The organism is Hahella sp. CCB-MM4 (assembly GCF_002260525.1).
Lineage (GTDB): Bacteria > Pseudomonadota > Gammaproteobacteria > Pseudomonadales > Oleiphilaceae > Hahella.
In genome coordinates, this window is record NZ_MRYI01000014.1 from 147303 (window position 1) to 166804 (window position 19502).

20 protein-coding genes are annotated in these 19502 nt (G+C 49.6%); 17 read left to right on the top strand and 3 right to left on the bottom strand.

The features are described from left to right. Positions 1–224: 224 nt before the first annotated feature. The 3 genes from BTA51_RS21180 to amrA all read left to right on the top strand — a co-directional run bounded on the left by BTA51_RS21180 (position 225) and on the right by amrA (position 2432). On the top strand, positions 225–890 hold the full coding sequence (locus tag BTA51_RS21180; protein ID WP_168188245.1) for a DUF2057 family protein: 666 nt from the start codon (positions 225–227) through the stop codon (positions 888–890). Between the two features lie 209 nt (positions 891–1099). After that, a complete protein-coding gene (gene amrB, locus BTA51_RS21185) occupies positions 1100–1882 on the top strand; it encodes an AmmeMemoRadiSam system protein B (protein WP_094710965.1) in 783 nt (260 codons plus the stop codon). Next, positions 1869–2432 (top strand): AmmeMemoRadiSam system protein A, encoded by a 564-nt coding sequence (gene amrA / locus BTA51_RS21190; RefSeq protein ID WP_094710966.1) that lies wholly within the window; start codon positions 1869–1871, stop codon positions 2430–2432. The genes amrB and amrA overlap by 14 nt, the downstream gene beginning before the upstream one ends. A gap of 16 nt (positions 2433–2448) precedes the next feature. Here amrA and BTA51_RS21195 read toward each other — a convergent pair whose 3' ends face one another. Both BTA51_RS21195 and BTA51_RS21200 read right to left on the bottom strand, forming a co-directional pair. Next, entirely contained in the window at positions 2449–4002 is a 1554-nt protein-coding gene (locus BTA51_RS21195; RefSeq protein WP_094710968.1) for a wax ester/triacylglycerol synthase family O-acyltransferase, read from the bottom strand. A 97-nt stretch (positions 4003–4099) separates the two neighbouring features. Further along, a complete protein-coding gene (locus BTA51_RS21200) occupies positions 4100–5068 on the bottom strand; it encodes a polyprenyl synthetase family protein (protein ID WP_094710970.1) in 969 nt (322 codons plus the stop codon). A gap of 368 nt (positions 5069–5436) precedes the next feature. Between BTA51_RS21200 and rplU the strand changes: the two genes are divergently transcribed. From rplU to proB, 4 genes are all read left to right on the top strand, one after another. After that, complete coding sequence (gene rplU, locus BTA51_RS21205) at positions 5437–5748, top strand: 50S ribosomal protein L21 (RefSeq protein WP_094710972.1); 312 nt, start codon at positions 5437–5439, stop codon at positions 5746–5748. Between the two features lie 65 nt (positions 5749–5813). Continuing rightward, positions 5814–6074, top strand: coding sequence for a 50S ribosomal protein L27 (rpmA, locus tag BTA51_RS21210; protein WP_094710974.1), 261 nt, complete (start codon positions 5814–5816; stop codon positions 6072–6074). Between the two features lie 123 nt (positions 6075–6197). Next, on the top strand, positions 6198–7400 hold the full coding sequence (gene cgtA, locus BTA51_RS21215; RefSeq protein WP_094710976.1) for an Obg family GTPase CgtA: 1203 nt from the start codon (positions 6198–6200) through the stop codon (positions 7398–7400). A gap of 50 nt (positions 7401–7450) precedes the next feature. Beyond that, positions 7451–8611, top strand: a complete 1161-nt coding sequence (gene proB / locus BTA51_RS21220; protein WP_094710978.1) for a glutamate 5-kinase — start codon at positions 7451–7453, stop codon at positions 8609–8611. 68 nt (positions 8612–8679) lie between these two features. On the opposite strand, the gene rpsT is transcribed toward proB, so the two are convergent. Continuing rightward, positions 8680–8946, bottom strand: a complete 267-nt coding sequence (rpsT, locus tag BTA51_RS21225; RefSeq protein ID WP_094710980.1) for a 30S ribosomal protein S20 — start codon at positions 8944–8946, stop codon at positions 8680–8682. Between the two features lie 321 nt (positions 8947–9267). Here rpsT and murJ point away from each other — a divergent pair, with 321 nt between their 5' ends. From murJ to BTA51_RS21275, 10 genes are all read left to right on the top strand, one after another. Further along, entirely contained in the window at positions 9268–10848 is a 1581-nt protein-coding gene (gene murJ / locus BTA51_RS21230) for a murein biosynthesis integral membrane protein MurJ (protein ID WP_094710982.1), read from the top strand. Positions 10849–10936: 88 nt separating this feature from the next. Next, complete coding sequence (ribF, locus tag BTA51_RS21235) at positions 10937–11893, top strand: bifunctional riboflavin kinase/FAD synthetase (RefSeq protein ID WP_094710984.1); 957 nt, start codon at positions 10937–10939, stop codon at positions 11891–11893. A 63-nt stretch (positions 11894–11956) separates the two neighbouring features. Continuing rightward, on the top strand, positions 11957–14782 hold the full coding sequence (ileS, locus tag BTA51_RS21240) for an isoleucine--tRNA ligase (RefSeq protein ID WP_094710986.1): 2826 nt from the start codon (positions 11957–11959) through the stop codon (positions 14780–14782). Between the two features lie 21 nt (positions 14783–14803). Continuing rightward, positions 14804–15322: a signal peptidase II gene (gene lspA, locus BTA51_RS21245; protein ID WP_094710988.1), complete on the top strand. Its 519-nt coding sequence runs from the start codon at positions 14804–14806 to the stop codon at positions 15320–15322. A 12-nt stretch (positions 15323–15334) separates the two neighbouring features. Beyond that, positions 15335–15787, top strand: coding sequence for a peptidylprolyl isomerase (locus tag BTA51_RS21250; RefSeq protein ID WP_094710990.1), 453 nt, complete (start codon positions 15335–15337; stop codon positions 15785–15787). A 4-nt stretch (positions 15788–15791) separates the two neighbouring features. Next, positions 15792–16745 (top strand): 4-hydroxy-3-methylbut-2-enyl diphosphate reductase, encoded by a 954-nt coding sequence (gene ispH, locus BTA51_RS21255; RefSeq protein ID WP_094710992.1) that lies wholly within the window; start codon positions 15792–15794, stop codon positions 16743–16745. A gap of 189 nt (positions 16746–16934) precedes the next feature. Continuing rightward, positions 16935–17429, top strand: a complete 495-nt coding sequence (locus BTA51_RS21260; protein ID WP_094711046.1) for a GspH/FimT family pseudopilin — start codon at positions 16935–16937, stop codon at positions 17427–17429. Beyond that, the gene (gene pilV / locus BTA51_RS21265; RefSeq protein WP_094710994.1) at positions 17429–17911 is read left to right on the top strand and encodes a type IV pilus modification protein PilV; all 483 of its coding nucleotides are present in this window, start codon (positions 17429–17431) and stop codon (positions 17909–17911) included. Before BTA51_RS21260 ends, pilV begins: the two co-directional genes overlap by 1 nt. 15 nt (positions 17912–17926) lie before the next feature. Next, a complete protein-coding gene (locus BTA51_RS21270; RefSeq protein WP_094711048.1) occupies positions 17927–18946 on the top strand; it encodes a PilW family protein in 1020 nt (339 codons plus the stop codon). 16 nt (positions 18947–18962) lie between these two features. Then, positions 18963–19499: a PilX N-terminal domain-containing pilus assembly protein gene (locus BTA51_RS21275; protein ID WP_094710996.1), complete on the top strand. Its 537-nt coding sequence runs from the start codon at positions 18963–18965 to the stop codon at positions 19497–19499. Positions 19500–19502: the final 3 nt, after the last annotated feature.

Here is a 19502-nt window from a genome sequence, read left to right on the forward strand (position 1 = left end):
AGATCACTGAATTACGCAATAAACATTGATTTGATTGAGATCGCCTGCTCAAAGTGCCTGTAGCTTGCATCCCGGTCTCTGCCATATCAAAATGACCCGCGTTTTTTAAATCATCGGTGAGTGGGGCATCAGTTTCCTGTTTGCCTTGATTCCACTCCGGTAATAATGATTATGAGGAAGTTATGAATTTGCTTCAGAGAAGTCTCTGTTGGACGAGTATGTTGATGGCGGCAGTTGTTCTATCTGCCTGTACCGCTTCATCCCGTGTGGTTAAAGTATATGAAGGGGATACATTGGATAAGAGTCAGGTTGCGAAGCTGGTAACGCCGGAAGATATTGATGTGATTGAAATCGATGGCATTAAGCAGAAAGAATACGTGCTGGAAAGTATGTCGTTGACCTACGATCTGTTGCCGGGCGAGCACGTGGTTGTGTACAAATACAACGGCCTGTTTTCTAAGGTGCGTGATTCTAATGATGCAGATGCGCCCCGTGCTGAGCTGATTCAATCCGAGCAGCGGCAAGTAAAGTTCAATGCCAGCGCTGGTCAAACATATAACTTTAATTTCAAGCGTCCCGGAAGCAAAAATGAGGCGCGTGAGTTCGTTGAGACCTTCCAAGCGGCCATTGTGACTGAAAGTGGGAGAAGCGTCGCCAAAGATAGCAAATATGTGAAGCCCGCAACAATTGTCTCTCCGGCTCAAACGCCTGCTGTGACCGCGTTTCCGGTAGCTTCGGCTCCAGTCGCTACTACTGCAGCACCCGCTGCCCAGACGGCTGGGGTAGCTCCGGTGGATGCGGGATTGTCACGTCTGGATGCTCTGAAAGTCTTATGGGGTAAGGCGTCGGCAGAAGAAAAGAAAGAGTTTCTTCGTTGGGCTTTTCAATAAGCTGAAGTAGCGCTACCCACCAGATAGATGGGTAATAGTTGAGAAAAAGCGCGGCTGGAAAAACCAGGTGCGCTTTTTTTATTCCCTCAACATAATTTTCTCCTGGATAGGTCATGTTGAAGCTACTAAGTCAGCGCGGTGTGCCTGAGCAATTCTGCTAAACTATTACAGTATCAATTCAGAATTGTCTGAACGCAGGAGGTGTTGTGATGTCTATTCGCCAGCCCGCGGTTGAAGGTCTGTTTTATCCCGCCAACAGAGATCAGCTCAAAAATATGATTTCCGGTTATTTGTCCGAATATCCGGTTTCCGGTGATGCTTTACCCAAGGCAATCATTGTTCCTCATGCGGGTTTGGTTTATTCAGGTGTTATCGCAGCGGCAGCCTATGCGCAGCTAGCGCCTTATGCTTCAAAAATACATAAGGTGGTACTTATTGGGCCCAGTCACAGAGTGGCGTTTGAAGGTCTTGCGGTCCCGGAGTCAACAGAGTTTGCCACCCCTTTGGGCTTGATTTCTATTGATCAGGAATTGAAGCGGCGTGTATTGGAGTTGCCTCAAGTGATTGAGCATGAAGGGCCTCATGCGCAGGAGCATAGCCTTGAAGTTCAGTTACCCTTCCTTCAGTTATGCTTAAAGGATTTTGAGTTGCTTCCACTGGTCGTTGGGGATGCAAGTGCCGCAAATGTGTCTGAGGTCCTGGAGCTGGTATGGGGGGGCGAAGAAACCTTAATTGTAGCCAGCTCTGACCTTAGTCACTATCTCGACTATGAAAGTGCGCGACGAAAAGATGATCATACCTCAATGAGAATTCTAAACCGGGAATATACGCTGCACGGTGATGAGGCTTGTGGTTGTCGGGTGCTTAACGGGCTCCTAAAAATTGCTGTTGGAAAGGATATTGGGGTTGAGAGGCTCCGCATTGCCAACTCCGGAGACACAGCGGGAGACAAAAGCAGGGTCGTTGGGTATGGGGCCTATGCACTCCACTGATATGACGGCTGAGGACCGGCAGAGGCTTCGCCAGATTGCATGGAGTTCCATCGATTATGCTCTTGATCATGCTGGGCCAATGAGACTTGATGCTGACTCTCTGTCCGGGGTGCTGGCGGAGCCGGGAGCGAGCTTTGTTACCCTGACGCTGAATGGTGTGCTGCGGGGATGTATCGGTTCACTTCAGGCAATGAGGCCGCTGGCGGAGGATGTTGCTGAAAATGCTTACTCGGCCGCATTCAGGGATCCCAGGTTTCATCCTCTGACTAAAGATGAGAGGGTGTCTTGCGAGCTGGAAATATCCGTTTTAACGCCGCCTGAGAGCTTTCCCGTTGCTTCAGAGGATGACTTGGTTCGGCGTTTAATTCCGAGCGAGCACGGTGTGATTTTGCGCTGGAGGCAAAGACGGGCAACCTATTTGCCCTCGGTGTGGGATATGCTGCCAGACCCTCGCAGGTTTGTGCGAGAGCTTAAAAAGAAAGCGGGCTTATCGGAAGAATTCTGGGATCCTGAGATGGAAGTGTCAGTCTATCGAGCGATTAAGTTTTAGAGGCGAACTAAAAGAGCTACTTTGATTCCTCGGAAGTTTCCGTTTTGCTGTTGGTAAATAGATTGCTAAACAGGGAAACAATGTCTCCAATCATTCCTGCCAGCACATTTTGATCTGTTTCTTCACTTATTAGGCTTTCAATTTCCTCTGGGCTGGTTTCTGCCAGGTCTTTCTTCAGCTTGTCTATGGCTACCGGAAAGTGGTCTACAAGTGGTTGGAGGTCGGGAATTACTGAGGGGCAGGATGTCAGGGTGAATGTCACCTTTCCAGCGTAACTGGAAATGACAAAAACCAGTCCCAAACCATCAAAAAGAGGTGCTGTTCCTAATTGATAGTCAACTCTGGCGCCGTTGAAATACAAGGGGTATTGGGGGCCAGGGATATTTGTGATGGGGACATTGAACAGGGGTTTGTGTTTCTGGGCCAGTTGAAACTCGGTGTAAATGCGGGCAGACAGACCAAGCATCGCTGATGGGACCAGTTGTGTCAGTCGAGATGCGGATATTGCCTGTCTGTAGACGTGAGATGCGCTGGCACTGTCGTGTATACGCTGCATTCGGATAGCCAGATTGGGCTCGTCAGTGGACAGCGAAATCAGCAAGGCTGACAGCTGGCTGCCAGTGGGGCTGTCAATATGTTTCGATCTGACCGAAATTGGCTGCATTGCAATTAGCGAGCTCTCAGGAAGTTCCTCACTGGTTTCCGACAGATAAAAGGAAAGTACTTCGGAGCACAACGTGACGACAACATCGTTGAGGGTTAGTTCGGGGTGCGACTTCTTGATTTGCTTCAATTGATTCAGGCTGCACTCAAAAAATGCAATGCTTCTGCTGTTGTCTATCGGTTGATTGATTCTGGTGTAGGGGGCACTGAACAGAGAAGGTGGAAGAGATAGCTTACGTAAACGCTGTACTAGTAAGGTATAGAAAGCTGAAGCCGCAGCGTCTTTTGCCATATTGGCAAGTCTAAAAGGGGTGTTCAGTGCATTTCCATAGGCACTACTGATCAACCTGGCTTTGGAAGGAAGCGGTTGAGGGCTCCATTCTACCGGCTGAAATTTACGCTCTCCATCGGCGGTAAAGTCAAGTAGAGCGCCCATCAGTTCTTCGCCCGTTACTCCGTCCACGGCGGAGTGGTGAATCTTGACCACCAAGGCACAACAAGCACCTGGAAAATCCTTGATATTGGATAAGCCGTCAATCAGGGTGATGTGCCACAGCGGACGCTCCCGGTTTAGGGGGATTGAAAGTATCGATGATGCTAATTCAAGAAGTCGGGAAGCGGTATTGCCTCCATTTTGGAGGGTGACGTGGTCCAGGTGATGGGTGAGGTCAAAGTTGGGGTCGTCTACCCAATAAGGGTGGTCTAACTTTAGCGGAACCTCGACCAGCCGCTGTCGAAACCTCTTGGAGGCTGTCAGGCGCGATTCTACATGCTTGTATAGGTCGTCATAGGTTAATGGGCGGCCGCGATCCTGGCAGTTCAGAACGTAGATGCCCCCTATATGCATTGGGGAGGACTCACTCTCCAAATACAGGAAAGAGGTATCCAATTCTGATAATTGCTGCATAATCACTTCTACTGGCTGGGTTCTGAGTTACTTTAACAGGCTATCGCCGGAAACGGTAGAACCAGGTTAATTGCCAATAAATTTATTTAACTTGCGGCTATTTGTTCCGATTGACGGCAAACTGTGCAAGATGAAGCATGGCATCCCGATGCTGGCCGGGGGAGAGCAATTCAAGTTGTGCTATGGCGTTGTCTACATGACGACGCGCCTGCTCCATTGTGAATTCCAGGGCACCTGAACGACGCACCACTTCTAGGATGTCATCAAGATTCTCCAGTCCTCCTTCACGAATTGCCTTTCTGATTAACTGGCGATCTTCCGCTGAAGAATGTTCTTGGGCAAACAGTAAGGGGAGGGTGGGTTTCCCTTCGGCAAGATCATCTCCGACATTTTTTCCCATGTCAGCCGCATTGCCGGTGTAATCCAAAACATCATCCACTAGCTGGAAGGCTATTCCGAGCTCAAGACCATAAATCTGTGCAGCTTTCTGTTGATTTTGTGTGCAATTTGCCAATGCCGCAGCGCTATGGGAGGCGGCTTCAAACAGCTTGGCTGTTTTGGCCGTAATGACGTCCATATATTGGGCGTGAGTGATATCTGGATTTTTGCAGTTAGTAAGTTGAAGAACCTCTCCCTCAGCAATCACGTTGGTGGCATCAGACAGTATCTGCATGACTTCCAGGCTGCCGAGTTCAACCATCATCTGGAACGCGCGAGAATACAGGAAATCTCCGACCAGCACGCTGGGAGCGTTACCCCACTTCGCATTTGCAGTATCGCGACCTCTCCGCAATGAGGAGGTATCTACAACATCGTCGTGCAATAGAGTGGCTGTATGCAGGAATTCTATGATTGCCGCCAGCTTTATATAATCCGGATTGCTGTTGTGAACTGCATTGCTGACGAGCAGGACTAGCAATGGCCGCAGCCGCTTGCCCCCGGACTCGACAATGTACTGGCCAATTCGCTCAACCAGGGGGACCCGCGAAAAGAGTTGGGACGTAATAAGCTCGTCCACCGCGGCGAAGTCATCGCTCACGGTGCTATATATGAGTTCTGCCTGCATTGTCTTGATGAAATCCGGATTGAACGAATGTCAATTCGTTCTGGTTGATACCTATTGGGATGGCAATGCTATGGGTCCTTGGCTGAGGCTGTCAAGTTATAAGGTCTGGAATTGGTCATCTCATTGATTTTCAGGGTAATTGCCTTTGGCAGTATTTGGAATGGATTGTTTGCTTATTGATCGGCGTGGTTGTATAATCTCGCGCCCGCTGAAATCCATTCCCTGTCAAGAGGGTGTCCGAAGTGACTCCCGTCAAAACAGGTGCGGCAGTAACCAAGAAATGGGCGCAAATGCCGAAGCTGGCACAAACTCGGCTTTCCCGCCGGGCCAGGTGAGGCTGTAGAAAGACATGTTGGAGATAAATACGCATGTACGCAGTTATTGTTAGTGGTGGTAAGCAGCACCGTGTTCGTGAAGGCGAGCGCATCAAGCTGGAAAAAATCGAACTGGAAACTGGTGCGACTGTTGAGTTCGATAAAGTGTTGCTGGTTGCTAACGGTGATGATGTCAAAGTGGGCGCGCCCGTTGTTGAAGGTGCCAAAGTATCTGCTGAGATCATTGCTCATGGTCGCCACAAGAAAGTGAACATTATCAAGTTCCGTCGCCGTAAGCATCACATGAAGCGTCAGGGGCATCGTCAGTGGTTTACTGAAGTTAAAATCACTGGCATTACTGGCTAACCGCCTTCTTGCATCTTACTAGATGTTGGAATCAGGCATTCACTGGATTTTAAAGGAGACATACAATGGCTCATAAGAAGGCGGCAGGTAGTAGCCGTAACGGTCGCGATTCAGAATCGAAACGCCTTGGCGTTAAGCGCTTTGGTGGTCAGCTGGTTAAGGCTGGCAACATTTTGATTCGTCAGCGTGGTACAGAGTTCCATCCTGGTGAGAACGTGGGCTGTGGTCGTGACCACACTCTGTTCGCTAAAAAAGATGGTTATGTTAAGTTTTCTGTAGCTGGTCCGCTTAAGCGTCGTACTATTAGTATCGTCGCTGCGGAATAAGAATCTGCTCAGAATCAAAAAGCTCCGCACTTGCGGAGCTTTTTTGTTTGTGCTGTCGGTGCGACAGCATGGTGAAATTATGCAAAGTTATACAGCCAATCCGAGGCTGCTGGGGGATGATTTATGAGGTTCGTTGATGAGGCCACTATATATGTTGAGGCTGGTAAGGGTGGTGATGGCTGCCTGAGTTTTCGTCGCGAGAAATATATCCCTAAAGGTGGCCCGGATGGTGGTGATGGCGGTGATGGTGGGTCCGTGTATCTGCAGGCTGATGAGGCGGTGAATACGCTGGTGGACTACCGATACACCCGTAAGTATAAGGCTGGAAATGGTCAGCCTGGTCGTGGTGGAAATTGCACTGGTGCCAGTGGTGAGGATATCTATCTGAAAGTGCCTGTGGGTACTACGGTGGTGGATACCGAGCTTAATGAGGTTATAGGTGATCTTACTGAGATTGGGCAGGTGCTCAAGGTGGCTCAAGGTGGGTTTCATGGATTGGGTAATACCCGCTATAAGTCAAGTGTGAATCAGGCTCCGCGTCAGACTAAGCCTGGTCAGCCGGGGGAGTCGCGGGATCTCAGGTTGGAGCTGAAGGTGTTGGCAGATGTTGGGTTGCTTGGCCTGCCCAACGCCGGGAAATCCACTCTGATACGGAGTATTTCTGCAGCCAAGCCAAAAGTGGCTGATTACCCGTTCACTACGCTGGTGCCGAATCTTGGGGTTGTGCGTGTGCAGCAGCACAGAAGTTTTGTTGTTGCGGATATTCCCGGGTTGATAGAGGGGGCGTCAGAGGGGGCTGGGCTGGGGATTCGCTTTCTGAAGCATTTGGTGAGAACCCGGTTATTGCTTCATATTGTGGATGTGGTGCCGCCGGATGGGGTAGATCCGGCTGAATCGGTGAAGAAAATATCTGCAGAGTTGGAGAAATTCAGTCCGACACTAGCTGGTCGTGAGCGATGGCTGGTGCTGAATAAGATGGATATGCTGCTGGATGATGAGCAGGAAGCGGTTCGTGAGCACATTCTCTCGTCTTTGGAGTGGGATGGGCCTGTCTACAGTATTTCGGCTTTGGCTGGAGAGGGTACGGATCGTTTGTGTCAGGACATCATGCGTTGGATGGATGAGCGTGCGGAAATGGAGCGTGAGGATCCTGACTTGGCAGAGGAAGAGCGTCATATTCGCGAGAAGATGGATGATGAGGCTCGAGAAAGAATTCAGTTTCTTCAGGAGCAGCGTCGCCTGGCTCGGAAGAAGGCCAAAGAGGAAGGAGGTGACGACGACGATGATGATGACGGGGATGTTGAGGTTGTCTACGCGCCATACTGATATAGGTGTTGTGATGTTGTCGATGCTTTGGGTTAAAGAAGGGTTGGGGCATGGTTGAGTCGATTCAGCTTGATGATTTGGCGTCAGATGTTGCGCGGGATCTGCTTAGGCATGGGCGGCGCTGGGTGATCAAGATTGGAAGTGCTCTCCTGACTAATGATGGCAAGGGATTGGCGATTGATGCCATGGCGCCTTGGGTGGAGCAGATGGTGCGGCTGGTTGAATCTGGCGTAGAGGTTGTGATTGTTTCCTCTGGGTCGGTGGCTGAGGGTATGAGCCGGTTAGGTTGGGATGCGCGCCCTCATCATCTGCATGAGCTGCAGGCTGCGGCAGCGGTTGGTCAAATGGGCTTGGTTCAGGCCTGGGAGGCGCAATTTAAGCAGCACGGTCGCCATACCGCCCAGATTCTTCTGACTCACGATGACTTGTCCGATCGCCGTCGCTATCTCAATGCGCGCAGTGCTTTGCGGGCACTGGTGGATTTAGGGGTTATCCCTATCATTAACGAGAACGATACTGTTGTAACGGATGAGATTCGCTTTGGTGATAATGATACTCTCGCGGCTCTAGTGGCGAACTTAATCGAAGCTGACACTTTGGTGATTCTTACCGATCAATCTGGATTGTTTGATGCTGATCCGAGAAAGAGTTCTGGTGCTCGGATGGTATCTCAGGCGAGGGCTAACAATCCTGAATTGGATGCCATGGCCTCGGGCTCTGCTGGTGTCTTGGGGCGTGGGGGGATGTCAACCAAGCTTAGGGCGGCCAGATTGGCCTCGCGCTCAGGGGCGGCGACAGTCATTGTCGGGGGGCGGCAGGAGCAGGTGTTGGCGCGCTTACGCTCGGGGGAAGAGGTCGGAACGTTATTGCTTGCGGATCAAGAGAGGTTGGATGCTCGTAAACAATGGCTGGCGGGGCATTTAAAGACAAAGGGGCGGCTTACCTTGGATGAGGGGGCTGTGCGCGTATTGACCAGGCAGGGGCGAAGTTTGTTGCCGGTAGGGGTAAAGGCTGCTAGCGGTCAGTTTCAGCGCGGTGAGATGGTCAGCTGTGTTGACGAGCAGGGCAAAGAGGTGGCTCGTGGTCTGGTTAACTATGATGCGGATGAGACGGTTAAAATTATTGGTCAGCCATCCAGTGCGGTTGAGTCTATTCTGGGTTATGTGAATGAGCCGGAGTTAATTCACCGGGATAATATGGTGTTGCTGTAGTCTGTTTGGTGTGATTTGGGTACAAAAAAACCGGCTTAAAGCCGGTTTTTTTAAACTCTGTAAGCTGATTATGCTTTCAGGGCTTTGATTTTTGCGTTCAAGCGGCTCTTGGTGCGGGCAGCTTTGTTTTTGCTGAAAATTCCCTTGTTTACCATAGAGTCGATAATCGGAGTCGCTGTCAGAAACGCTTTGGTAGCGTCGTCATAGTTGCCGGCTTCGATTTGTGCGCTAACTTTTTTTACATAAGTACGAACCATGGAACGCAGGCTCATGTTGTGAGAGCGACGCTGAACTTGTTGCTTGGCGCGCTTCTTGGATGATGGGGTATTCGCCACCTGTAAACTCCTCAAAATTCGATGCTATCAATACTCCAGTGTTACCAGGCTAAGCTGTTCGACATTCAGGAGTATCAGAAAAAAGGACCGCCGAAATAAATGACGCGGAAGAATGCCGTTTTCAGCTTGGTTTGTCAATGGGTAGGTCAAAAAATCCCCAATCTTTTTGATGTGCGATTGCGGGTAGTTGGAGGCAGGTTAAAGCATTTCTTCCTTTTATTCCGACGTGTTAGCATGTGCCACCTTTAGGGTCGGGCGAATCGTATGGATTGACGAATTTCGGCCAGTTTCCTTGGTTTTTTATGTTTAAGGGCTCAATCCTTGAGTGTTGATACGCCGGAAAAGCAACAGACTGCAGACATCAAGCCAGGCTCGCTGTTGAGATCCAGTGGGCTGGTAGGCGTGATGACTATGCTCTCGCGGGTATTGGGGTTAATTCGGGATATTGTGATCGCAAACTTCTTTGGGGCTGGTGCGGGGGCGGATGCGTTTTTTGTCGCATTCAAAATACCTAATTTCATGCGTCGATTGTTTGCGGAGGGGGCGTTTTCGCAGGCGTTCGTGCCGGTATTGTCGGAGTATAGGGCCACAGCTGCGCCTGCTGATATTCGAATATTGGTGAACAGTGTCGCCGGAACTCTGGGCGTGGTTTTGTGCGTAATGACGGCTGTTGCAGTGCTTGCGGCGCCTGTGTTGACGGCTTTGTTTGCTCCAGGCTTTCTGGACGAAGAGGTTAAGTTCGGCTTGGCGGTCGATATGTTGCGAATCACCTTTCCCTATCTCTTCTTGATATCCATGACAGCATTCGCGGGTGCGGTACTTAATAGCTATGGGAATTTTGCTGTCCCTGCATTTACGCCTGTTCTGCTGAATCTCAGCCTGATTGGTTCGGTTTACTTTATTACCCCGTTCCTGGATGAGAATGTTATGGCGCTTGCTTGGGGAGTGATGATCGCCGGGTTTGCCCAACTTATTTTTCAGATGCCCTTCCTGGCGAGACTTAATTTGCTGCCCAAGCCCCGCGTAGATCGCCATCATGAGGGTGTGAAGCGTATTCTCAAGTTGATGACTCCGGCGCTTTTTGGTGTTTCAGTCAGTCAGGTAAACCTTTTGCTTGATACGGTGTTGGCCTCTTTTCTCGTGACAGGAAGTGTTTCCTGGCTGTATTACTCTGATCGTTTGTCGGAATTGCCTCTGGGGGTATTCGGGATTGCGATAGCGACCGTCATCCTTCCTAGTTTGTCCCGTAAGCATGCCACTGCAAATAGCACAGAGTTTTCAGCAACTCTGGATTGGGCGATGCGTGCGGTGATGTTAATCGGTGTGCCGGCTGCGCTGGCGCTCGCTATCCTGGCGGTTCCCTTGATTTCTACCTTGTTTCAGCGCGGTGCAATTGTAGACAACGATGTGTTGATGTCCGCCAAAAGTCTGCGGGCATATGCTGCGGGATTGTTGTTCTTTATGCTGATCAAGGTGCTCGCTACCGGCTACTTTTCTCGTCAAGACACCAAGACCCCAGTCAAGGTCGGGGTGATTGCGATGGTGTCTAATATGGTGTTAAACCTGATGCTGATTCTGCCATTGGCGCATGCCGGGCTGGCTCTTGCTACCAGTTTGTCTGCGGCCTTGAACGCAGGATTGCTGTGGAGGGGATTGCTCAGGCAAGGAGTTTATACTGTCCAGGCTGGGTGGTGGCGATTTGTTGGACAGTTGGGGGTCGCTTCGCTGTCTATGGTGGGGTTCTTGATTTGGCTGAATCCCAGTGACCAATTCTGGTTAAGTGCCGATATTTGGCAAAAAATTGCCTGGATCTCCGGATTATGTATCGGAGGAGCGGCCACTTATTTTATTCTTCTGTTTATTGTCGGTGTGAGAGTTCGGCATTTTAAAATGCAGGATTAGTGCACAAGTTGGCTTATTTATCGGCATTCGGTTGGGCTGTATCGGCCAGTTGCTTTATAATCGCCGTTTTGTTTGGCTTTAGTGTTTGATGAGACTGATACGGGGACTCCACAATTTGCATTCATTTTCCGGTGGTTGCGTAGCGACTATCGGCAACTTTGATGGCGTACACTATGGGCATCAGGTCATCATTCGCCAATTGCAGGCCAAAGCCAAGGCGATGCAATTGCCTGCTGTGGTGATGGTTTTTGAGCCGCAACCCCGGGAGTTTTTTGATGAGATAAATGCTCCTGCACGTTTAATGCGTTTTCGGGAGAAGCTGGAGGCGATTGCCGCTCTGGAAGTGGATGTGGTTTTGTGTCTTCAGTTTAATCGTCGATTGCGTCATTTGGAGGCTCAGCAGTTCATCGACCAGGTATTGGTTGAGGGATTGCACGTCAAGCATTTGGTTGTGGGCGATGATTTCAGGTTTGGCTGTGATCGTGCTGGCGACTTTGCTCTGTTGCAGAAAGCGGGGGAGCTGAATAGTTTTTCCGTAGACCATACCGCGACAGTTGAAGTCGGCGGGGCCAGAGTCAGTAGTACAAGGTTGAGAAGACTGTTGGGAGATGGCCGCTTTGAAAAAGCAGAGGAGCTGCTGGGACATCCCTATAGTATTAGTGGTCGGGTACTACATGGACGTAAGCTAGGGCGGCAGTTAAATGTGCCGACGGCCAATGTGAACCTGGGGCGCAGACGGCCTGCCTTAAAAGGCGTCTACGTCGTCGATGTTTTAACCGAGTCCGGCGAAATGAAACCGGGTGTGGCAAATGTGGGCTTCAGGCCGACAATAGAAGGTGGGGATCCCCAACCCACACTGGAAGTGCATTTGCTGGACTTTGATCGGAATCTGTACGGGCAGAGGCTGCAGGTGATATTTCTGGAAAAGCTGCGAGATGAGCAACGGTTTGCTGATCTGACGGAATTGAAAACCAGAATTCATCAGGATATTGAACAAGCCAGGCAATTTTTTATCGGACGGCCGAAAAAGATTGCAGAGCAGTAAATTTCAATGTGGAAAATAGAACAGCACCACTACGATGGCTGGTGCGAGCATGTTAGGTAAATTATGAGCGACTATAAACATACCCTGAACCTACCAGAGACTGATTTCCCAATGCGAGGGAACTTGCCTCAGCGTGAGCCGGCTATGCTGCAAAAATGGCAGGAAATGGGGTTGTACGAAAAGATCAGGGCCACATTTAAAGGTCGCAATAAATTTATACTTCATGACGGACCTCCTTATGCTAACGGTAATATTCACCTGGGCCATGCCGTTAACAAAATTCTGAAAGATGTGATTGTCAAATCCCGCACGGTTGCCGGATATGATTCTCCCTACGTGCCTGGTTGGGATTGTCATGGTTTGCCTATTGAGCACAAGGTTGAAACCATGATCGGCAAAGCCGGCGAAAAGGTTGGCTATAAAGAGTTCCGCCAGAAGTGCCGTGAATATGCCATGAAGCAGGTGGAAGGACAGCGTAAAGACTTTATTCGTCTGGGTGTGTTCGGTTCATGGGACAAGCCTTATCTCACCATGGATTTTCAAACGGAAGCCGACATTATCCGTGCACTTGGCAAAATTGCAGTAAGTGGTCACTTGCAAAAAGGGTATAAGCCGGTTTACTGGAGTGTCGTAGGTGGTTCCGCGCTGGCTGAGGCTGAAGTGGAATATCATGATAAAACGTCCAACTCGATCGATGTTTCATATCCGGCAGTAGATCAGGCGGCAGTATTAAACGTCTTTGAAGATGCTTCAGGTGACGGAGATGTATCAGCTGTTATCTGGACAACCACTCCATGGACATTGCCTGCTTCTCTGGCCATTTCTGCTGGTGCGGATATTGACTATGTTCTGGTCCAGATTGATCGCGGTCAAGGTGCGGAGCGTCTGCTGATGGCAGAAAGTCTGGTGGAATCCGTAATGGCACGGGCGAAATTGGACGACTTCAGTATTGTTGGCCATGCCAAAGGGGCGGCCCTGGAGAAACTGCGTTTCCATCATCCGTTTTATCGCCGGGAGGTTCCGATTCTCCTGGGAGATCACGTAACGCTTGATGCTGGTACAGGGCTTGTACACACCGCGCCTGACCATGGTCTGGAAGACTTTGCGGTATGCCGGAAATACGGCATCGAGACGATCAACCCATTGGATGATAAGGGTATCTACCGGGATACAGTGGAACTGTTCGCTGGCGAACACGTATACAAGGTCGACGACCATATCATCGACGTTCTAAAGGAGAAGGGCCATCTTCTCAGTCATGGCAAGCTTACGCACAGCTATGCCCACTGCTGGCGTACTAAAACGCCTTTGATCTATCGGGCCACACCTCAATGGTTTATCAGTATGGAAAAGGCAGGGCTGAAAGAAAAAGCTCTGGAAGAGATCAAAAAAGTGCGTTGGGTGCCAGCATGGGGCCAGAATCGTATTGAAGCCATGGTTGAGCAGAGCCCTGACTGGTGTATTTCGCGTCAGCGCACTTGGGGTGTACCAATCGCTTTCTTTGTGGACAAGAACACTGAAGAGCTTCATCCCAATACCGCCGAATTGATTGAGCAAGTAGCGCTGCGAGTAGAAAAGGTCGGAATGGATGCCTGGTGGGATATGGATCCTGCTGAGTTGCTGGGCGATGAGGCTGACCAATACAAGAAAGTGACAGATACGCTGGATGTTTGGTTCGACTCTGGTGTCACTCACAGCGCTGTATTGAGGCCAAGAGAAGAGCTTGGACAGTATCCCGCAGACCTTTATCTTGAGGGATCCGATCAACATCGTGGATGGTTCCAGTCTTCGCTGAAAACCGCCGTGGCAATCAATGGCACAGCACCGTATAAGCAGGTGTTGACACATGGCTTCACTGTGGACGAAAAAGGCCACAAGATGTCCAAATCACTGGGGAACGGCATTGAGCCCCAGGAAATCATGAATGAGCTGGGTGCGGATATTTTGCGCTTGTGGGTGGCGGCGACAGACTATAGCGCCGAGATGGCTCTGTCCCGTGAGATTTTGAAGCGCACAGCAGACAGCTATCGTCGGATTCGTAATACCTCGCGTTTCCTTCTCGCCAACCTCAATGGTTTCGAGCCCGAGCAGCATGCGTTGCCACTGAGCGAGTTGCTGGCCCTTGATCGCTGGATCGTCGATAAAGCCTGGTTGATTCAGGAAGAGATCAAGAAAGCCTACGAGCAATACAACTTTGTACAGGTATATCAGAAGGTTCATAACTTCTGTGTTCTGGAGCTGGGTGGTTTTTACCTGGACGTCATCAAAGACCGTCAATACACAACCCAGAAGGATAGTGTGGCACGCCGCTCTGCGCAGACCGCTCTCTATCATATTGCAGAAGCCCTGGTACGTTGGATCGCGCCTATCCTGAGCTTTACTGCGGAAGAAATCTGGAACTGTCTGCCGGGTGCAAGGTCCGAGTCTGTCTTCCTTGAAACCTATTATGAGGGCCTGGAGCCACTGGAAGAGTCTGTTGAGCTTGGGCGCGCATACTGGAATCAGGTTCTGGAAGTCAAAGCGGCGGTCAACAAGGCGCTCGAAGACGCACGTAATACTGGTAAGGTCAAAGCATCTCTGTCAACGGAAGTTGATCTGTACTGCAGTGAAGACTTGAAGAGCTCTCTTGAGCTGATTGGCGACGAGCTGAGATTTGTACTGATTACTTCGCGTGTGACAGTTCATAACATGGCGGACGCAGGGGCTGATGCGGCAGCGACTACTGAGGTATCCGGTTTGAAAGCTGTAGTGTCTCCTTCAGAATATAAGAAGTGCGAGCGTTGCTGGCACCATATGCCGGACGTCGGTACCCACGACAGTCACTCAGATTTATGTGGCCGTTGTATTGAGAATGTTGATGGCGATGGAGAGCCACGTTCATATGCGTAAGCGGGAGAACGGCTAATCGGTATGGCGGCTGTAAAAAATCTGAAAATGTTGCATTGGCTCTGGTTGAGCGGGTTGGTGATAGGTCTTGACCTGTTCTCCAAATATCTGGCATCGACAAATCTGGACTACGCAGTGTCGGTGCCGGTGCTGCCATTTTTTAATCTCACATTGCTGCACAATACCGGAGCAGCATTCAGCTTCCTGGCCGATGCATCTGGCTGGCAGCGCTGGTTTTTTGCGCTACTGGCAGTTGCTGTCAGCGCGATGCTGATTATATGGCTGACCCGACTGAAGCCTGAGGAAAAGTGGATTGCCTGCGCTTTAAGCCTGGTATTGGGCGGTGCGTTAGGTAATTTATATGATCGGATAACCTTGGGATATGTGGTCGATTTTCTGCATTTCTTCTACGGGGAGTACCACTTTCCCGCCTTTAATATTGCAGACTCGGCGATTACTGTTGGAGCTTTCATGATTGCCATTGATCTTTTTCGGCAGCATAAGCATAGCGAATCCAATCAGGAACGAGAAAAAACCTCTTAACCGGAAAGCGTCATGACAAAGTTGTATGTTGGTCACGGTGTTAAAATAACACTGAATTTTGAGCTTAGATTAGACTCTGGGGAAGTGGTTGATTCTACTTTCGATAAGGCTCCGGGAACCTTTGAGTTTGGTGATGGTACATTGCCGGCGGGTTTTGAGGAATTAATGCGCGGAATGGCCAGTGGTGAGCGTAAAATTTTCCAGGTCAAGCCAGAGCAGGGTTTTGGGATGCAGAATCCTCAGAATCTCCAAACCTTTCGTCGGGAAGATTTTAGTCATCTCGATACACTTGAGCCCGGAATGGTGATGTCGTTTGCGGATGCGGCCAAAGCTGAACTTCCTGGAGTCGTGGCGAAAGTCTCTGATGACGAAGTTATCGTAGACTTCAATCATCCACTCGCTGGCCGTCATCTTGAATTCGAAGTGGAAATCATCGAATTGTCGGAAATGGATGGTGAGGCGTAATCCAATGGATATTAAATTGGCGAATCCCCGCGGGTTCTGTGCTGGTGTGGATCGGGCTATCGAAATCGTCAATCGTGCTCTGGATGTTTTTGGAGCGCCTATATATGTTCGTCATGAAGTCGTTCATAACCGTTTTGTGGTGGAAAACCTTCGTCAGCGGGGCGCTATCTTTGTCGACGAACTTCATGAAGTTCCGGATGATTCCCTGGTCATATTCAGTGCACATGGTGTATCCCAGGCGGTTAGAAAAGAAGCAGATCGGCGTGGCCTAAAAGTATTTGATGCCACATGCCCGTTGGTGACGAAAGTGCATATGGAAGTCATGCGCTATTCCCGTGACGGAAGTGAATGCATCCTGATCGGACATGCGGGGCATCCAGAGGTGGAGGGCACCATGGGGCAATATGATGCCAGCAACGGTGGTGCGATTTACCTGGTGGAAGATGAAACAGATGTGGCCAATCTGGTAGTACACAATGCATCGAATCTGGCTTATGTCACTCAGACAACGCTTTCCATGGATGATACGGCAAAAGTTATTGATGCCCTGCGTGCCAAATTTCCCCAAATAAAAGGGCCCCGTAAAGACGATATTTGCTATGCGACCCAGAACCGTCAGGATGCAGTGAAAGATTTGGCTGCAGACTGTGATGTGGTTCTAGTTGTCGGTTCGGTTAATAGTTCCAATTCAAACCGGCTGCGAGAGCTCGCCGAGCGGATGAATGCGCGCGCCTATCTGATTGATGGTGCTCATGAAATCCAGCCAGAATGGATCTCTTCGGCCAAGAAGGTGGGGGTTACCGCTGGTGCCTCGGCACCGGAAGTTCTGGTTCGACAAGTCATACAAAGGCTTCGTGATCTGGGGGGCGAGGAACCCGTGGAAATTTCAGGGGTGGAAGAGAATATCGTGTTTTCCATGCCGAAAGAACTTCGTATTCCTACTAAAGAAATATCCTGAGTCCGAAACTCCCGTCTTATATACTCGCGCACGTCTAATGAGATGTCTCGCTCCTCATAACGTGCGCTGATTCTCATTTTTCATTCCAACATTACCGCTTATCAATGTATTCTCCCGCCCGTCGTGCTGGGCGTGATCTCCCGTGGCAACTAGACTATGTTTACACTGCAGCAAAAGGGTTGAGTGAGTATGAAGCAGACAGGTGTTACATTGGTTGAGTTGATGTTGGTGATAACCATCATCGCCATCGTTCTCGCATTCGGTGTTCCGAGTATGAACTACATCGTTGATAGCGGCAGATTGACCGCCAACACTAATGAGTTCTCAGGAGCATTAAATATGGCCAGGCTGGAAGCCGTAAAACGAGGACGGACAATAAGAATTTCCTCCGTCTCCGGCACTACTGATTGGGCTAACGGATTCCGAATCTGGATAGATTCTGATTCTGATGATACCTACGATGCAGGAGAAGAGATTCGAGTATTTGAAGCTATTGATACGGGTCTTACACTGACAGGAACTGCGTCCAGCCTTTCTTTTCGTGCTTCGGGCTTTACCAATATGGCAACTGGAAACACCTTTACCTTCGATATGTGTACTCAAAACGCTTCATTGACTGATCGTGAAATTGAAGTTAATGCCGCCGGGCGAATTACAGTGGGTGATACGGGGGCTGATTGCTAATGAACTCTCCGATTAAGAAACACCAAGCCGGTTTTACCATGATAGAGCTGCTAGTGGCCGTGTTAATACTCGCTATCGGCCTTTTAGGCGTTGCTGGAATCCAGACATTTTCGGTCAAGGCTTCATCCAACTCGAATCTTCGGGGTACCGCGCTATATCTGGCCAATAATATGCTGGACAGAATGCGGGCCAATCCTGGTGGTGTCTCGGGCGGAAACTATAACAGCATGACAGGGAAAGCCCAGACTGCAGCTTGTCTGACTTCTACTGGGTGCAGCGTTTCGCAGATGGCAAACAATGACAAGTATGAATGGGAAGAGGCCGTTAAAGATGCGCTACCTGATGGAGTTGCGGACATTGCGCTCGCTGGTGGCGTTTTTACGATTTCTGTTTCCTGGACGGAAAGGGTCAAGCAGGGTGAGATTGCAAATGATGATGCAGGTACCGATACATCAACTCTTAACTTGAGAACACAGCTTTAGGTGAGGTTTATTCAAATGAATAGAAAACAGTCAGGGCTGTCTCTTGTTGAAGTAATGATTGCATTGGCTCTCAGTGCTGTATTAGTGCTTGGATTGGCTCAAGTGTTTGGTTCCTCTCGTGAGGCTAACAGATTGCAGTCAGGGTTGGCTCGAGTTCAGGAGAGTGGAAGGGTTGGAATGGAAATACTTGGCAGGGATATTCGTAATGGAGCGTATCTCGGTTGTGCTAAATGGGCATCCATGAACAATATATTTGACCGGGACAAGTGGGAAGGCAAGACCGGTGCTTCAGATTCAACGTCCGGACAGGTTTTTAATCTTAGCGCAGATAGCGCTATTGTGGGATATAACGATATTACTGCCACTGCAGGGGACTTATCTGCCATGGGGTTGTCCGTCGGAACTGACCCTGGCGATCTGATTGAAAAGACGGATGCACTGGTGTTACAGGGGGCAGGTCCCTGCGATGGCGGTAAAGTTGTTAGTTATAACGAAAGCTCAGCGCAGTTCAAAATTGAAGATGCGACTTCCTGCGGCCTTTCACAGAATGATGTAGTCATTGTTTCCAACTGCCAGAATGCAGATTTGTTTGCCATTAGTAATGTTCCAACCGCAAGTGGGGCCAATAAGGATACGGTGACGCATGCAAATGATGTGAATACCGATAACAAACTGGAAGGCAGCTATGGAGGAAGTGACTCGGAAATACTGACGTTTTACTCCAAAGCATATTATGTAGGTATGGGGTCGGACGGTCGAAACTCATTGTATCTAAGACAGCTCGAAGGGGCTTCCTATGTCTCTCATGAATTGGTGGAAGGCATTGAAGATATGCAGCTCCTAATGGGTGAGGATTCAGACGAAGACGGCTCGGTCAACCGCTACCTAGAGCCGGAGGACGCATCTCTGGTCGAGAGTAGAATTGTCAGCATCAAAGTGACGTTTTCTTTAACCAGTGAAGAGAATATTACGTTGGCCGGTGATCAGTTTGAGCAGGATCTTGAGTCAGTATTTGCCATCAGAAACCGTTTGTAAGGGAAGAGGTGTTTGAATGAACTTGCCATTAAAAAAACAGACAGGTGCGGCACTTTTTTTAAGCCTTATATTTCTCCTGATTTTGACAATTCTCGGAATTTCTTCGATGAGTGATTCCGTGATGCAGACCAAAATGGCCGGTGCTGTGCAGGATTCAAATATTGCTTTACAAGGTGCGGAGAGTGCGTTGAAGGATGCAGAAAGCTTTATTGAAGACAATGTGGCCTCGCTGTCCTTGTTTACTGACGCAGGTAATAATGGCCTGTATAGCGATGCTTCCACTGCGATGCCTGACAATTACACCGACTCAGAATGGACTGACACCAAGTCAAAAAAGGCCTCGGCTATTACGGGTCTAAGTACAGAGCCAAGATACTATATTCAGTACGTTGGAATTGTCTCCGATGAAGATAATACGTCCATCAATGTCAACACCTATAGCCATGAATCCGGATCCGGTGAGATTTATGGTTTCAAGATCACTGCCCGTAGTACTGGTGGGAGTGGTCAGACACAACGAATCATCGAATCATATTACGGCAAGCGCTTCTAAGTG

What these genes read in the sequence shown, in the direction of transcription:
- BTA51_RS21180 (WP_168188245.1), top strand. Translation starts at nt 225, where the DNA reads ATGGCGGCAGTTGTTCTATCTGCCTGTACCGCTTCATCCCGTGTGGTT.
- amrB (WP_094710965.1), top strand. Translation starts at nt 1,100, where the DNA reads ATGTCTATTCGCCAGCCCGCGGTTGAAGGTCTGTTTTATCCCGCCAAC.
- amrA (WP_094710966.1), top strand. Translation starts at nt 1,869, where the DNA reads ATGCACTCCACTGATATGACGGCTGAGGACCGGCAGAGGCTTCGCCAG.
- BTA51_RS21195 (WP_094710968.1), bottom strand. Translation starts at nt 4,002, where the DNA reads ATGCAGCAATTATCAGAATTGGATACCTCTTTCCTGTATTTGGAGAGT.
- BTA51_RS21200 (WP_094710970.1), bottom strand. Translation starts at nt 5,068, where the DNA reads ATGCAGGCAGAACTCATATATAGCACCGTGAGCGATGACTTCGCCGCG.
- rplU (WP_094710972.1), top strand. Translation starts at nt 5,437, where the DNA reads ATGTACGCAGTTATTGTTAGTGGTGGTAAGCAGCACCGTGTTCGTGAA.
- rpmA (WP_094710974.1), top strand. Translation starts at nt 5,814, where the DNA reads ATGGCTCATAAGAAGGCGGCAGGTAGTAGCCGTAACGGTCGCGATTCA.
- cgtA (WP_094710976.1), top strand. Translation starts at nt 6,198, where the DNA reads ATGAGGTTCGTTGATGAGGCCACTATATATGTTGAGGCTGGTAAGGGT.
- proB (WP_094710978.1), top strand. Translation starts at nt 7,451, where the DNA reads ATGGTTGAGTCGATTCAGCTTGATGATTTGGCGTCAGATGTTGCGCGG.
- ribF (WP_094710984.1), top strand. Translation starts at nt 10,937, where the DNA reads ATGAGACTGATACGGGGACTCCACAATTTGCATTCATTTTCCGGTGGT.
- ileS (WP_094710986.1), top strand. Translation starts at nt 11,957, where the DNA reads ATGAGCGACTATAAACATACCCTGAACCTACCAGAGACTGATTTCCCA.
- lspA (WP_094710988.1), top strand. Translation starts at nt 14,804, where the DNA reads ATGGCGGCTGTAAAAAATCTGAAAATGTTGCATTGGCTCTGGTTGAGC.
- BTA51_RS21250 (WP_094710990.1), top strand. Translation starts at nt 15,335, where the DNA reads ATGACAAAGTTGTATGTTGGTCACGGTGTTAAAATAACACTGAATTTT.
- ispH (WP_094710992.1), top strand. Translation starts at nt 15,792, where the DNA reads ATGGATATTAAATTGGCGAATCCCCGCGGGTTCTGTGCTGGTGTGGAT.
- BTA51_RS21260 (WP_094711046.1), top strand. Translation starts at nt 16,935, where the DNA reads ATGAAGCAGACAGGTGTTACATTGGTTGAGTTGATGTTGGTGATAACC.
- pilV (WP_094710994.1), top strand. Translation starts at nt 17,429, where the DNA reads ATGAACTCTCCGATTAAGAAACACCAAGCCGGTTTTACCATGATAGAG.
- BTA51_RS21270 (WP_094711048.1), top strand. Translation starts at nt 17,927, where the DNA reads ATGAATAGAAAACAGTCAGGGCTGTCTCTTGTTGAAGTAATGATTGCA.
- BTA51_RS21275 (WP_094710996.1), top strand. Translation starts at nt 18,963, where the DNA reads ATGAACTTGCCATTAAAAAAACAGACAGGTGCGGCACTTTTTTTAAGC.